13 protein-coding genes are annotated in these 14,060 nt (G+C 70.8%); 5 read left to right on the forward strand and 8 right to left on the reverse strand.

The genetic code is table 11. The annotated features are described in order from the left end of the window. Positions 1-14 precede the first annotated feature (14 nt). From ACIBJF_RS10815 to ACIBJF_RS10830, 4 genes are all read right to left on the reverse strand, one after another. On the reverse strand, positions 15-2,159 hold the full coding sequence (locus tag ACIBJF_RS10815; RefSeq protein ID WP_399173353.1) for a SpoIIE family protein phosphatase: 2,145 nt from the start codon (positions 2,157-2,159) through the stop codon (positions 15-17). A gap of 259 nt (positions 2,160-2,418) precedes the next feature. Further along, positions 2,419-3,126, reverse strand: a complete 708-nt coding sequence (locus tag ACIBJF_RS10820) for a DUF402 domain-containing protein (RefSeq protein WP_399173354.1) — start codon at positions 3,124-3,126, stop codon at positions 2,419-2,421. 95 nt (positions 3,127-3,221) lie between these two features. Next, positions 3,222-4,613: a class II fumarate hydratase gene (locus ACIBJF_RS10825; protein WP_399173355.1), complete on the reverse strand. Its 1,392-nt coding sequence runs from the start codon at positions 4,611-4,613 to the stop codon at positions 3,222-3,224. A gap of 333 nt (positions 4,614-4,946) precedes the next feature. Next, positions 4,947-6,617 carry a fumarate hydratase gene (locus ACIBJF_RS10830; protein ID WP_351799141.1) on the reverse strand — a complete coding sequence of 557 codons (1,671 nt, stop codon included), beginning with the start codon at positions 6,615-6,617 and terminating at the stop codon, positions 4,947-4,949. Positions 6,618-6,784: 167 nt separating this feature from the next. Here ACIBJF_RS10830 and ACIBJF_RS10835 point away from each other — a divergent pair, with 167 nt between their 5' ends. Both ACIBJF_RS10835 and ACIBJF_RS10840 read left to right on the forward strand, forming a co-directional pair. Then, positions 6,785-7,504, forward strand: coding sequence for a DUF1707 domain-containing protein (locus ACIBJF_RS10835; RefSeq protein WP_399173356.1), 720 nt, complete (start codon positions 6,785-6,787; stop codon positions 7,502-7,504). Positions 7,505-7,679: 175 nt separating this feature from the next. Beyond that, complete coding sequence (locus ACIBJF_RS10840; RefSeq protein ID WP_351799147.1) at positions 7,680-8,057, forward strand: WhiB family transcriptional regulator; 378 nt, start codon at positions 7,680-7,682, stop codon at positions 8,055-8,057. A gap of 126 nt (positions 8,058-8,183) precedes the next feature. Here ACIBJF_RS10840 and glpX read toward each other — a convergent pair whose 3' ends face one another. Then, positions 8,184-9,218: a class II fructose-bisphosphatase gene (glpX, locus tag ACIBJF_RS10845; RefSeq protein WP_399173357.1), complete on the reverse strand. Its 1,035-nt coding sequence runs from the start codon at positions 9,216-9,218 to the stop codon at positions 8,184-8,186. A gap of 127 nt (positions 9,219-9,345) precedes the next feature. Here glpX and ACIBJF_RS10850 point away from each other — a divergent pair, with 127 nt between their 5' ends. Next, complete coding sequence (locus ACIBJF_RS10850) at positions 9,346-9,873, forward strand: DUF4245 domain-containing protein (protein ID WP_351799152.1); 528 nt, start codon at positions 9,346-9,348, stop codon at positions 9,871-9,873. 66 nt (positions 9,874-9,939) lie between these two features. Here the strand turns inward: ACIBJF_RS10850 and ACIBJF_RS10855 are convergent, their stop codons facing one another. From ACIBJF_RS10855 to xseA, 3 genes are all read right to left on the reverse strand, one after another. After that, positions 9,940-10,530: a malonic semialdehyde reductase gene (locus ACIBJF_RS10855; RefSeq protein WP_399173358.1), complete on the reverse strand. Its 591-nt coding sequence runs from the start codon at positions 10,528-10,530 to the stop codon at positions 9,940-9,942. A gap of 148 nt (positions 10,531-10,678) precedes the next feature. Then, entirely contained in the window at positions 10,679-10,909 is a 231-nt protein-coding gene (locus tag ACIBJF_RS10860; RefSeq protein WP_055706901.1) for an exodeoxyribonuclease VII small subunit, read from the reverse strand. Continuing rightward, the gene (gene xseA / locus ACIBJF_RS10865) at positions 10,906-12,114 is read right to left on the reverse strand and encodes an exodeoxyribonuclease VII large subunit (RefSeq protein WP_399173359.1); all 1,209 of its coding nucleotides are present in this window, start codon (positions 12,112-12,114) and stop codon (positions 10,906-10,908) included. Before xseA ends, ACIBJF_RS10860 begins: the two co-directional genes overlap by 4 nt. Positions 12,115-12,265: 151 nt before the next feature. Here xseA and ACIBJF_RS10870 point away from each other — a divergent pair, with 151 nt between their 5' ends. Both ACIBJF_RS10870 and ppgK read left to right on the forward strand, forming a co-directional pair. Next, positions 12,266-13,282: a 4-hydroxy-3-methylbut-2-enyl diphosphate reductase gene (locus ACIBJF_RS10870; RefSeq protein WP_356301505.1), complete on the forward strand. Its 1,017-nt coding sequence runs from the start codon at positions 12,266-12,268 to the stop codon at positions 13,280-13,282. 28 nt (positions 13,283-13,310) lie between these two features. After that, entirely contained in the window at positions 13,311-14,057 is a 747-nt protein-coding gene (gene ppgK / locus ACIBJF_RS10875; RefSeq protein WP_399173360.1) for a polyphosphate--glucose phosphotransferase, read from the forward strand. Positions 14,058-14,060 lie beyond the last annotated feature (3 nt).

The raw sequence follows: 14,060 nt of genomic DNA on the forward strand, positions 1-14,060 counted from the left end.
TGGGCCGGGCCGCCTCAGCCCCGGTTCAGCTCGAACCACACCACCTTGCCGGTGCTCAGCCGGGTCGCGCCCCAGCGCCGGGCCAGCCTGTTGACCAGGTACAGGCCGCGCCCGCCTTCGTCCGTGGCCCGGGCCTGCCGAAGGCGCGGCAGCTGCGGCACGTCGTCGCCGACCTCGCAGCGCAGCACGTCCGTGCGCAGCAGACGCAGCGTCACCGGCCGGGACGCGTACCGTACGGCGTTCGTCACGACCTCGCTGACCAGCAGCTCCACCGCGTCCGACAGGTCCTCCAGGTCCCAGCGGGCGAGCGCGCGCCGGGCCAGCCGGCGGGCCTGGCCGGGGGCCGTCTCCTCCGGATCCAGCTGCCAGTACGCCACATCGCTCGGCGCGATCCCGTCGAAACGGGCCGCAAGCAGCGCGATGTCGTCGTCCCGGTCGCCGGGCCCGAGCATGTCCAGCACCTCGTCGCACAGGGCTTCCAGGGGCGGCGGATGGTCGGGACCGGTCAACTGGGCGGTCGCGGCGAGCTTTTCGCGCAGCTGCTCTATGCCGGTCCACACGTCCCGCAGCCGGGACTCCACCAGCCCGTCGGTGTAGAGGAGCAGCGTGGCCCCGGCGGGCGCGTCCAGCTCGACGGCCTCGAAGTCGACCCCGCCGACCCCGATGGGCGCGCCCGGCGGCACCCGCAGCACCTCGGCCCGGCCGCCCAGGTGCAGCAGCACGGGCGGCGGATGGCCGGCGTTGGCGATGGTGATGCGGTGCGTCACCGGGTCGTAGACGGCGTACAGGCAGGTCGCCATGCGGTCCGTGCCGAGCCGCTGCGCCTGCTCGTCCAGGTGGTGCAGCACCTCCTGCGGCGGCAGATCGAGCCCGGCCAGGGTCTGCGCGGTGGTGCGCAGCTGGCCCATGATCGCCGCCGAGGTCATGGAGTGCCCCATGACGTCACCGACGACCAGCGCGACCCGGCTGCCGGGCAGCGGGATCGCGTCGTACCAGTCGCCGCCCACCCGCGCGGTCTCCGCCGCCGGCAGGTACCGGGAGGCGAGCCGCACACCGGTCGGGCGGGGCAGGGTCTCGGGCAGCATGGTGCGCTGCAGCTCGTCGGCGATGTACGCCTCACGGCCGTACAGCACCGCCTTGTCGATGCCGAGCGCGCTGTGCGTGGCCAGCTGGGCCGCCACCAGCAGGTCGTCGGCCTCGAACGCCAGCCGCTCCGGGCGGCGCAGGAACAGGGCCGCGCCGATCACCCGGCGCCGGCCGCGCAGCGGCGCGAGGATCGCGTGCTGCCCGGACGGTACGACCGTCTCGGCGCACTCGCCGAGCAGCTCGGGCAGCGCGGCCCGGGCGGCGGGCGACTCGGCGAACACCGGCCGCACCCCGCGCAGCACCTCGTTCAGCGCGCCGCCCGGGCGCACCTCGCACAGCTCGGTGGTGAGCGACGACAGCTCGGCCAGCGCGCTCGGCTCCGGCTCGGGGTCGAACGCGGGCGGCAGCAGCACACCGTCGGTGTCCCGGTCCTCCGGTATCCGGTCGGTACGGCGCAGCCGCAGCACCACCGGTCCGGTGGGCCGCTCGTCGCCGACCGGCAGCGGGTCGCGCAGATAGACCAGGATCGCGTCCGAGAAGGTCGGCACGGTCGCCCGGCACAGCCCCATCACGATCTCGTCCAGGTCCAGTCCGCGCGCGATCCGCCGGGTGGCCGCGCCCACGAATCTCAGCCGGTCGCCGTCGCGCCGCATCGGCATCGGCCGGCCCGGCGGCAGGCCGCGCCCGGTACGGCGCTCCTGACCGCCCGGCGCCCGCTCCTGCTCGGCGCCGGGCTGCGGCGGGATGACCTCCGGCGCGGGGCGCGACGGGGTGGCCTCCGGCGCGGGGCGCGGGCGGTGCGCACCGGGTTCGGTGGTGGCGGGCTGGGAGTGCTCGGGGCCGTTGACTGGGGGCTCCTTCCCCTTGCCGACCGGGGGATGAATCCCCTTGCCGTCCTTTCCCTGGCCACAGGGCCTGGCTGTGCCCGGTCCGGAGGACGCGCCCTCCGCCCGGGCCGCCTGCACCGGTAGGGCCGCGGTGGCGGCAGGCTCCGGGGCACGCAGGAGCGCCCCGCGGCCCTCCGCGGGGTCGGCGCCCTGGCGGCGCTCGAAGGAGGTGGGCTGCTCCGTCACGCGTGTCGCATCCATCCGTACGTCACTGCGCGTCGGGCGCGCAGTTGCTCCCGCAGAAGTCCCGATACCCGCAATACGTGTCCCAGGAACGGAATTCCCGCGTGGTCAGAGGTGGTTCCTGTGCCCTGGTGCCCCTCGCTCACGTGCTGCCGCCCCTCGGTGACGATCGGTCAAGCCCGGCACATGCTCCGGGAGTTGCACTTGTGCGCCCTTGCGGAGGACGATCCTACGTTTCTTGCCCGGGGGCGCATCAAGGGTCTCATGAGGACACGTGCGCGGGCGTACGGTCCCAGTCATCGGGGAGAGAAGGTACCGCCCAGGACGGGTCCGGGCGCCAGTGCTGCCAGCCGTCCGAGAACGGCGCCCCCCAGGCCTCGATCACCTCGACCGCGTCCCGCCCGGCCGCCCGCACCCGCTCGGCGGTGGCCGCGTCCATCAGCCCGTCCCGCTGGGCCTGCGCGAACTCGTCCTCGTCGCGCCAGTGCCAGCTGCGGTCGGGGTGCACGGAGATGTCCAGGAAGTAGTCTTCGGAGTCCACCCCGCCCGCCCAACGGCACAGGGGCTGCTCCAGATTGACGTACCAGTTCTTGAACCGCCAGCCCGGCTCCCAGAACAGCCACACCGACCAGGGCCGGCCGGGCTGGGCCAGCTTCAGCACCCCGGTGCCGAACCAGCGGTCCCGCTGCACCGAGCGCGGCTTGGTGTAGCGGGACTGGAGCGGCTCCAGATGCACGGGCGTGCCGTCGGCGAGGACCGGCTTCACACACTCGGTGCCGGGGGCCATCCACACGGCGAGCAGTTCGGCGTCGTCACGGACGACGGTGACAGGCCGGGCGATGTGGATGCGCCGGCCGGCGTTCTGCCGGTAGCGCCACAGGATCTGGGTCCCCGGGGTCCAGCCGGCCGCAGGTCCGGTGCCTCCCGTGCCCGCCGCGTCCACGCGTGTCATCGCTCCGTCGTCCGTCATGGACAGATTTTAGGTGCCGTAGGCATACGACGCTGCGGTGCACGTCACGGTTCCGGCCGGTCCGGTGATGGCTGGCCGGAAGTGTTCGCTCGTGGTTACGGATGCGTCATCCGCAGGACGTCCAGGGCCTCGTCGAGCTGTTCCAGGGTCAGGTCGCCGCGCTCGACGTACCCGCCCTCCAGCACGACCTCCCGGATCGTCTTCCGCTCGGCGAGGGACTTCTTGGCGACCTTCGCGGCCTCCTCGTAGCCGATGTACTTGTTCAGCGGGGTGACGACGGAAGGGGACGACTCCGCGTACTCGCGGGTCCGTTCGCGGTCGGCGGTGATGCCGTCGACCGTCCGGTCGGCCAGCAGCCGGGAGACGTTGCCGAGCAGCCGGATCGACTCCAGCACGTTCTTGGCGATGACCGGCAGCATGACGTTCAGCTCGAAGTTCCCGGCGGCGCCGGCGGTGGCGATCGTGGCGTCGTTGCCGATGACCTGGGCGGCGACCATCAACACGGCCTCCGGGACCACCGGATTGACCTTGCCCGGCATGATGGACGACCCCGGCTGGAGGTCGGGCAGGCGGATTTCGGCGAGCCCGGTGCGCGGTCCGGAGGACATCCAGCGCAGATCGTTGGCGATCTTCGTCAGCCCGACGGCGATGGTCCTGAGCTGCCCGCTGGTCTCCACGATCCCGTCCCGGGCACCCTGCGCCTCGAAGTGGTCCCGGGCCTCGGTCAGCGGCAGCCCGGTGACCTGTGCGACCTCCTGGATGACGGCGGCGGAGAAGCCGGGCGGGGTGTTGATGCCGGTGCCGACGGCGGTGCCGCCGAGGGGGAGTTCGGCGAGCCGGGGGAGGGAGGCCTTCAGCCGCTCGACACCGTAACGGATCTGGGCCGCGTATCCGCCGAACTCCTGACCGAGCGTCACGGGGGTGGCGTCCATGAGGTGAGTCCGCCCGGACTTCACGACGTCGGCGAACTCCTCGGACTTGCGGGTCAGGGAGGCGGCGAGGTGGTCGAGGGCGGGGATCAGCTGGTGGGTGACGGCGGCGGTGGCGGCGATGTGGATGGAGGAGGGGAAGACGTCGTTGGAGGACTGGGAGGCGTTGACGTGGTCGTTCGGATGCACGTCACGGCCGAGCCGCTCGGTGGCCAGGGTGGCGATGACCTCGTTGGTGTTCATGTTGGACGAGGTGCCGGAGCCGGTCTGGAAGACGTCGATGGGGAAGTGCTCGTCCCACTTCCCCTCGGCGACCTCGGCCGCCGCCTCCTGGATCGCCTCGGCGATCTCCTTGTCGAGCACACCGAGCCGGGCGTTCACCTTGGCGGCGGCGCCCTTGATGCGCGCGAGGGCTTCGATGTGGGCGCGTTCGATGCGCTGTCCGGAGATGGGGAAGTTCTCGACGGCGCGTTGCGTCTGGGCCCGCCACTTCGCGCCGGCGGGGACGCGGACCTCGCCCATGGAGTCGTGCTCGATGCGGTAGTTGCTGTCGCTCATGGCGGTAATAGCGATCGGGCACGCCGGGTTGTTCCGTTCGTCACGCTGAGTGAGGTATCGGACGCAGGGAGCCGCACGGGAGCGGGGGCGCAGCGCCCCCGCCGGGTCGGTCCGGCAGCCGGAGATTGGCAGATTTGTTCCAGGTGCGTCTCGGCAAGGCGCAGTTCAGGGGCGTGATCGGGCTGGGTGGATGGCACAAATCTGCCAATCATCCAGGGGCGGCCACACCGAGCGGCAACCGGTGAGCCGTTTTTGGGGGCGGGCGGGATGGGGCCGCCTCCCCGCGGGCGGCCCCATCAGATGCTTGGGGCCGCCGGGGGATGGGGGCGGGGCTTACGCCAGCCCGGGGCCCCGGACCGGGATCGAGGTGAACGTCGGCTGGGGGGCAGGGTCGGTGAAGAAGTCGTTGCCCTTGTCGTCCACGACGATGAACGCCGGGAAGTCCTCGACCTCGATCTTCCAGACCGCCTCCATGCCCAGCTCCTCGTACTCCAGGACCTCGACCTTCTTGATGCAGTCCTGGGCGAGGCGGGCGGCCGGGCCGCCGATGGAGCCGAGGTAGAAGCCGCCGTGCGCGTTGCACGCGTCGGTGACCTGCTTCGACCGGTTGCCCTTGGCGAGCATCACCTTGGAGCCGCCCGCCGCCTGGAACTGCTCCACGTAGGAGTCCATGCGGCCGGCCGTCGTCGGGCCGAAGGAACCGGAGGCGTAGCCCTCGGGGGTCTTCGCCGGGCCCGCGTAGTACACCGGGTGGTCCTTCAGGTACTGCGGCATCTCCTCGCCCGCGTCCAGCCGCTCCTTGATCTTGGCGTGCGCGATGTCACGGGCGACGACCAGCGGGCCGGTGAGGGACAGGCGGGTCTTGACCGGGTACTTCGTCAGCTCGGCGAGGATCGTGTCCATCGGCTGGTTCAGGTCGATCTTGACGACGTCGCCGTCCGACTCGAGGTGCTCGTCCGTCGTCTCCGGCAGGAAGCGCGCCGGGTCGGTCTCCAGCTGCTCCAGGAAGACGCCCTCGGCGGTGATCTTCGCGACGGCCTGGCGGTCGGCCGAGCAGGAGACGGCGATGGCGACCGGGCAGGACGCGCCGTGGCGGGGGAGACGGACGACCCGGACGTCGTGGCAGAAGTACTTGCCGCCGAACTGCGCGCCGATGCCGATCTTCTGCGTCAGCTCGAAGACCTTCTGCTCGAGGTCCTTGTCGCGGAAGCCGTGTCCGAGCTCCGAGCCCTCCGCCGGGATCTCGTCCAGGTAGTGCGCGGAGGCGTACTTCGCGGTCTTCAGCGCGTACTCGGCGCTGGTGCCGCCGACGACGATCGCCAGGTGGTACGGCGGGCAGGCGGCCGTACCGAGCGAACGGATCTTCTCCTCCAGGAACTTCATCATGGAGGCCTCGTTCAGGACGGCCTTCGTCTCCTGGTAGAGGAAGGACTTGTTGGCGCTGCCGCCGCCCTTCGCCATGAACAGGAACTTGTAGGCGCCGCCGTCCGTCGCGTACAGCTCGATCTGGGCCGGCAGGTTGGAGCCGGTGTTCTTCTCCTCCCACATGGTGAGCGGAGCCATCTGCGAGTAGCGCAGGTTGAGCTTGGTGTAGGCGTCGTAGATGCCGCGGCTCAGCGCCTCCTCGTCGCCGCCCTCCGTCAGCACGTTCTGCCCGCGCTTGCCCATGACGATCGCCGTGCCGGTGTCCTGGCACATCGGGAGCACGCCGGCCGCCGCGATGTTCGCGTTCTTCAGCAGGTCCAGGGCGACGAACTTGTCGTTCGAGCTCGCCTCCGGGTCGTCGATGATGCGGCGGAGCTGGGCGAGGTGGGCGGGGCGCAGGTAGTGCTGGATGTCGTGGATGGCCTCCTCGGCCAGCTTGCGCAGTGCCTCCGGCTCCACCTTGAGGAACGTCCGCCCGTCCGGGCCCTCGACGGTGGAGACGCCCTCGGACGTCACCAGCCGGTACGGGGTGGTGTCCTCTCCCTGGGGGAGCAGATCGGTGTACGCGAACTCAGGCATCTCAGCCCATTCCTCACTCTGACGGACGGCGCCCGCCGACGCTGGCGGGCCTCACCAGCGTAGAACCTGCCGCCGACACGGAACCTGTGAGGTAAGGCTCAGTTCGACACGCCGGGGTTTTCCACAGCCCCTAGTCGCGATCTATCGCGTTTCGGTACGCTGCTTCCGTGGACCTTCAGAAGCACACCGAAGCACCTGTCGCCGAGCTGCGTGCCTCGGACGCCGACCGTGATCGCATCGCCGAGATTCTCCGCGAGGCCTTGGCCGAGGGACGGCTGACCGCCGACGAACATGCCGAGCGGATCGAGGGCGTCCTCGCCGCCAAGACGGTGGGCGAGCTGGACGTCTTCATCCGGGACCTGCCCGCCGCCCACCAGCGTTCCGCCGCCCCCGCCTACACTCCCGTGCCGCCCCGCCCCACCCCGGGTGCGGTACCGCACGAGGCGGACGCCAACGTTGTCGCCGTCCTCAGCAGCGCCGTGCGCCGGGGCCGCTGGCGCGCCGGCCGCCGGATCCACGCGTTCTCGGTCTTCGGCAGCGTCGAGATCGACCTCAGCGAGGCGATCTTCGAGTACCAGCAGGTCGTCATCAAGGCCGTCTCCGTCTTCGGCGACATCCAGATTTGCGTCCCGGAGAACGTGTCGCTGCGCGGCACCGGAGGCGGCGTCCTCGGCAACTTCGAGGTGGACACGCTGGACTCGGTCGAGTCCGACGCCCCGGTCGTCTACGTCGACGGCTGGGCCGTATTCGGCAATGTCGAGGCACACCCCAAGCGCGGCAAGCGCGTGGCCGACATCCTGGACCGGGTGCAGAGCAAGGTCGACCGGAAGCTGGAGCGGGTCCAGGACAAGGTCGACCGGAAGCTGCGCAAACACCTGGGGCGTTGACGGTCGCGAATCCGCCGGTGATCGAAAGGTTCCGCTTCCGACGTGCCGCCACGACGGGGGCGTGAACGAGCCGCCGGCGCGCCCGCGGCTGGGGACGCTGTGCATAGGCGCGCGCACAGCGGGTAGGCCTTGCTGCATCGTCTCTCGCTCGCGAAGCCGTCGTCAGGAGTAGACCGTGCTGCAACCGCCGCATTCGTCCCTGCAGGTAGCTGCTCTTCCGGCGCCGCGGGTGCCAGCGCGAGACAGGGACCAAGACGCACCCTGGCACACCGAGGCCGTGTGCCGGCGCGACGAGGCCGGCCTGTTCTTCGCTCCGTCGAAGGAGCCGACCGCCGCCCGGCTGTCCCGCGAGGAGGCGGCCAAGCGCGTCTGCGCCCGCTGCCCGGTGATGGTCGAATGCCGTGAGCACGCCCTCCTCCAGCCCGAGCCGTACGGCGTCTGGGGCGGTCTCACGGCTGCGGAGCGCCGCGTGGTCCTGGCGAGGCGCCGCCGCAGGGAGATGGAGCTGAAGAAGGCGGCGAGGGCGACGGCGGCCAACCGCATAGCGGGTTAGACACGCAGGAGGGAGCGCCCCCGCCGCACCGGGGGCGCTTGTTCCCTCAGGGGCGCGGGGACCTGTGTGAGCGACCACGGACAACCCGCGCTCGCCGGAACCCCACGCGCCCCCTCGGATCAGGCGCTACTTGGCCCGGTCGAAGTCGATCGCGCTGTAGGCCCGCAGCTTGCTGAGCCGGTGCTCGGAATAGATCCTCCGCACCGTCCCGGACTTCGACCGCATCACGATCGACTCGGTCAGCGCGGTCTCCGACCGGTACTGCACACCCCGCAGCAGCTCACCGTCGGTGATGCCGGTGGCCACGAAGAACACGTTCTCACCGGAGACCAGGTCGTCCGTCGTGAGCACACGGTCGAGGTCGTGCCCGGCGTCGATGGCCCGCTGCCGCTCCTCGTCGTCCTTGGGCCACAGCTTGCCCTGGATCGTGCCGCCCAGGCACTTCACGGCGCAGGCCGAGATGATGCCCTCGGGCGTACCGCCGATGCCGAGCAGCAGGTCGACGCCCGTGCCCTCGCGCAGCGCGTAGATCGAGCCCGCCACGTCACCGTCGGAGATCAGCTTGATGCGCGCGCCGGCCTCCCGGACCTCCCTGATCAGACCCTCGTGCCGCGGCCGGTCCAGGATGACGACCGTGACGTCCTCCGGCGTGGCCTTCTTCGCCTTGGCGATCCGCTTGATGTTCACGGCCACGGGCGCGTCGATGTCGACGAACTCGGCGGCCTCCGGGCCGGTGACCAGCTTGTCCATGTAGAACACGGCGGACGGGTCGAACATGGCGCCCCGCTCGGCCGCGGCGAGGACGGCGATCGCGTTCGGCATGCCCTTGGCCGTCAGCGTGGTGCCGTCGATCGGGTCGACCGCGATGTCGACCTCGGGACCGGTGCCGTCGCCCACGCGCTCCCCGTTGAAGAGCATCGGGGCCTCGTCCTTCTCGCCCTCGCCGATGACGACCACGCCGTTCATCGACACGGTGGAGACGAGGGTCCGCATGGCGCGCACCGCGGCACCGTCGGCGCCGTTCTTGTCGCCGCGCCCCACCCAGCGGCCGGCGGCCATGGCGGCGGCTTCGGTCACCCGGACGAGTTCCAGGGCGAGGTTGCGGTCGGGAGCCTCGGAGGGAACATCGAGCTCGGACGGCAGGTGATGATTTTCGGTCATCGGAGCGCACCTTTCTGATACGACGACGGCCGGATGAGGGTGTTGGCCTCGACTCTATCGTTAGGCAGACAAAATGAGCAGGGGACCCCACGGATGAGCGCTTGGGGTACCTGCGACGATAGAGGGCGTGGCAGGTTCGAACGGCAAGCAGAAGACGGCCAGGGACATGATCCTCTCCCTGGCCCTGATCGGCATCGCGGCGGCGGTCGTCTACTTCCTCACCATCCCGCACGACGATCACGCTCCCGACCTCAAACGGGTCGACTACCGGGTCGAACTGCTCACGGCCCGTCGCGCGGCGAGTTACCCGGTGGCCGCGCCCGAGGGCCTGCCGAGTACCTGGAAGGCGACGTCCGTACGCTTCCAGGGCGAGAACGGCGACCGCTGGCACCTGGGCTTCCAGACCCCGGACAGCCAGTACGTGCAGATCGAGCAGTCCACGCAGAAGCCAGCCGACTTCATCGACGAGGCCAGCCAGGGCGGGTCGGCGACGAAGCACACCGAGACGATCGACGGCCGCACCTGGACGCGCTACACCGGCGGCCGCTACGACGCCCTCGTGCTGAACGGCACGCCCGGCTCCACCACGGTCGTGGCCGGCACGGCGCCCTTCGCGGAGCTGACGAAGTTCGTGGCGGCGCTGAAGCTGCAGTGAGCCACGCAGGACATGGGAAAGAGGCCCCCGGCGGTGCCGGGGGCCTCTTCATGTGTCCGGTGGGGCTCAGACGGTCGTGACGACGTCCTCGTACGCCAGGCGCGGCGAGCGCGGGAACCAGGCGTCCGGGCCCGGATTGCCGATGTTGACCACCATCAGCGGGGTGTGGTCGTCGTCCAGGAACTCCTTGCGGACGCCCTCGAAGTCGAGGCCGGTCATCGGGCCGGCGGCGAGGCCCGCGGCGCGGACGCCGATGATGAAGTAGGCGGCCTGCAGGGCGGCGTTCAGGCCGGCGGCGCCCTCACGGGCCGGACGCTCGCTGAAGAAGACGTCCTTGGCCTGCGGGAAGTGCGGGAAGAGGGTCGGCAGCTCCTCGTGGAACTCGTTGTCCGCGGAGAGGATCGCGACCAGCGGGGCGGTCGCGGTCTTCGGCTGGTTGCCCTCGGCCATGTGCTGCACCAGGCGCTCACGGGCCTCCGGGGAGCGGACCAGGGTGATGCGCAGCGGGGACTGGTTGAAGGCGGTGGGACCGTACTTGACCAGGTCGTAGATCGCCTGGACCTGTTCGTCGGTCACCGGCTCGTCGGTGAAGGTGTTCGCGGTGCGGGCCTCGCGGAACAGCAGGTCCTGGGCGGCGGGGTCAAGAACGAGAGACATGCGTGAACTTCCTAGGTGACGCCTTGGTCCGACGTACCGGACCACGGTCCGGATCGGCTGACAGAGGTGACCCTACGACAATGAAGTTCAAGCTTCAACAATAGTCGGGGTGCGGTGACCCGCTTCACAAGGCGCGACGGGCTGACGCCTACTCGGCGTCCGCCTCCTCTTCGGCCTCCTCCTCGGCGAGTGCCGCGTCCAGCCGCGCCCGCGCCCCCTCCAGCCAGCGCCGGCACACCTTGGCCAGCTCCTCGCCGCGCTCCCACAGCGCCAGGGACTCCTCGAGCGTCGTACCGCCCGCCTCCAGGCGCCGTACGACCTCGATCAACTCGTCGCGCGCCTGCTCGTACGAGAGCGCCTCGTCCACCTTGCCGGTCATTCGCCTACCTTCACTGTGAATTCGCCGTCGGCGACGCGGGCCCGGAGCGCCTCGCCCTCCGTCACCTCGTCCGGACCGCGTACCACGTGCCCGTCCGTCTTCTGCAGCACCGCGTAGCCGCGCTTGAGGGTCGCCGCGGGGGAGAGGGCCACCACGCGCGCGTGGGTGTGCGTCAGCTCCGAGTCCGCGCGGTCCAGGAGATGGCCGAGGGTCCGCCGGCCGCGCTCGGCGAGAGAGGCCACCTGGTCGGCACGCTCGTCGATCATCCGGTGCGGATCCTCTATCGAGGGGCGGGCCAGCGCGTGCGCCAGCCCGCGCTCCTCCCGCTCCACGTACGCGTTCACGCAGCGCCGGGCCCGGTCCCGCAGCATCCGCACCCGCTCGAACTCCTCACCCACGTCCGGCACGACCTTCTTGGCCGCGTCGGTGGGCGTGGAGGCGCGCAGGTCGGCGACGTGATCCAGCAGCGGGTTGTCGGGCTCGTGCCCGATGGCGGACACGACGGGCGTACGGCACTCGGCCACGGCCCGAACGAGCTGCTCGTCGGAGAAGGGCAGCAGATCCTCCACGCTGCCGCCGCCCCGCGCGACGATGATCACGTCGACGTCCTCGATCTCGTCCAGCTCCTTGACGGCCTGCACGACCTGCGGGACCGCGTGCACGCCCTGCACCGGGACGTTGCGCACCTCGAAGCGGACGGCGGGCCAGCGGTGGCGGGCGTTCTCCAGCACGTCGCGCTCCGCGGCGGAGGCGCGACCGCAGACGAGGCCGATCAGCTGCGGCAGAAAGGGCAGCGGCTTCTTCCGCTCCGGCGCGAACAGCCCCTCGGCCGCGAGCGCCTTCTTCAGCTGCTCCAGCCGGGCCAGCAGCTCACCGACGCCGACAGGCCTTATCTCGGCGGCGCGCAGGGACAGCTGCCCGCGCGGGGCGTACCACTCCGGCTTCGCCAGTACGACGACCCGGGCGCCCTCCCCGACGACATCGGCGACCGCGTCGAACACCTGCCGGTAGCAGGTCACGCTCACGGAGATGTCGTACGACGGATCCCGCAGCGTCAGGAACACGACGCCGGCGCCGGGCCGCCGCGACAGCTGCGTGATCTGCCCCTCGACCCACACCGCACCGAGCCGATCGATCCATCCCCCGATCAGCCGGGAGACCTCGCCCACGGGCAGGGGGGCTTCGGGGGTGGTTTTCGCAGCCATGCGGTTGAGGGTAACGGGGGGTACCGACAGTGCGGGGACGCGCCGCTGGGCCTGCGGTCGTATGCCGGGTGCGGCGGGTCGGACATGGCGAAAAGTGTTCCCCGCGCGGCAGCGGGCACGCGATCTCGGCGCCGCCGAACGCACCCTTACGATGGGACGCATGACCGCTTCGTCTGGCCGCCGTGTCCTGCTCGCCGCCCCCCGGGGCTACTGCGCCGGTGTGGACCGCGCCGTGATCGCCGTCGAGAAGGCCCTGGAGCAGTACGGGGCCCCGATCTACGTCCGGCACGAGATCGTCCACAACAAGTACGTCGTGCAGACCCTGGAGAAGAAGGGCGCCGTCTTCGTCGAGCGGACCGAGGAGGTGCCGCCCGGCAACATCGTGATGTTCTCGGCGCACGGCGTCGCCCCGGTCGTGCACGAGGAGGCCGAGCGGGGCCGCCTCGCCACCATCGACGCCACCTGCCCCCTGGTCACCAAGGTCCACAAGGAAGCCGTCCGCTACGCCAAGGAGGACTACGACATCCTCCTGATCGGCCACGAGGGCCACGAGGAGGTCATCGGCACCTCCGGCGAGGCCCCCGACCACATCCAGCTCGTCGACGGTCCCGGTGACGTCGACAAGGTCGAGGTCCGCGACCCGTCGAAGGTCGTCTGGCTGTCCCAGACCACCCTGTCCGTCGACGAGACCATGGAGACCGTCGACGCCCTGAAGACGAAGTTCCCGGGGCTCGTCTCCCCGCCCAGCGACGACATCTGCTACGCCACGCAGAACCGCCAGCTCGCCGTGAAGCAGATGGGCGCCGAGGCCGAGCTGGTCATCGTCGTCGGCTCGCGCAACTCCTCCAACTCCAAGCGGCTGGTCGAGGTCGCCAAGCTCGCCGGCGCCCGCGAGGCCTACCTCGTGGACTTCGCCGACGAGATCGACGAGGCCTGGCTGGAGGGCGTGACGACCGTCGGCGTCACCTCCGGCGCCTCCGTGCCCGAGGTGCTGGTCGAGCAGGTGCTGGAATGGCTCGGCGAGCGCGGCTACGGCGACGTGGAGATCGTCAAGGCGGCCGAGGAGTCCATCACGTTCTCCCTGCCCAAGGAGCTCCGCCGCGACCTTCGCGAGGAGGCCGCCACCCTGGTCGCCGAACGCGGCGGCAGTGGCGCTTCCGAGGAGTGACTGTCAGTCGTCCGCGTAACGTGGTGCCATGCAGATCTTCGGCGTGGACATCGGCGGCTCCGGCATCAAGGGCGCCCCTGTGGACCTGGACAGGGGCGACCTCGCCCAGGAGCGCTGCAAGGTGCTCACCCCGCACCCGGCGACGCCGGCCGGCGTGGCCGACGGGGTCAAGCAGGTCATCGACCACTTCGGCTGGGCCGGCCCCGTCGGACTGACCTTCCCCGGAGTGGTCACCGGCGGCGCCATGGTCCGTACGGCGGCGAACGTCGACCGGAGCTGGGTCGACACCGACGCGCGCGCGTTGTTCGGCGGCAAGCTGGGCGGCCTGCCGGTGACGGTCGTCAACGACGCGGACGCGGCGGGCGTCGCCGAGATGCAGTTCGGCGCCGGCCGGAACCGCAGGGGCACGGTCATCCTGCTCACCTTCGGCACCGGCATCGGCAGCGCCGTCTTCGTGGACGGCATCCTCGTCCCGAACACGGAACTGGGTCACCTGGAGCTCGACGGCCACGACGCCGAGCGGCGAGCCTCCAGCAAGGCCAAGGAGGACCACGAGCTGACCTGGGAGCACTGGGCGCGCCGCGTCCAGAAGTACCTGGCGCATGTGGAGATGCTGTTCACGCCCGAGCTGTTCATCATCGGCGGCGGAGTCAGCCGCAAGGCCGACAAGTTCCTCCACTTCATCGACGGCATCAAGGCCGAGATCGTCCCCGCACAGCTGCAGAACAACGCGGGGATCGTGGGAGCGGCGATGAGGGCGGCCCAGGAGAGATGACCG

Source organism: Streptomyces sp. NPDC050743, assembly GCF_044456925.1.
Lineage (GTDB): Bacteria > Actinomycetota > Actinomycetes > Streptomycetales > Streptomycetaceae > Streptomyces.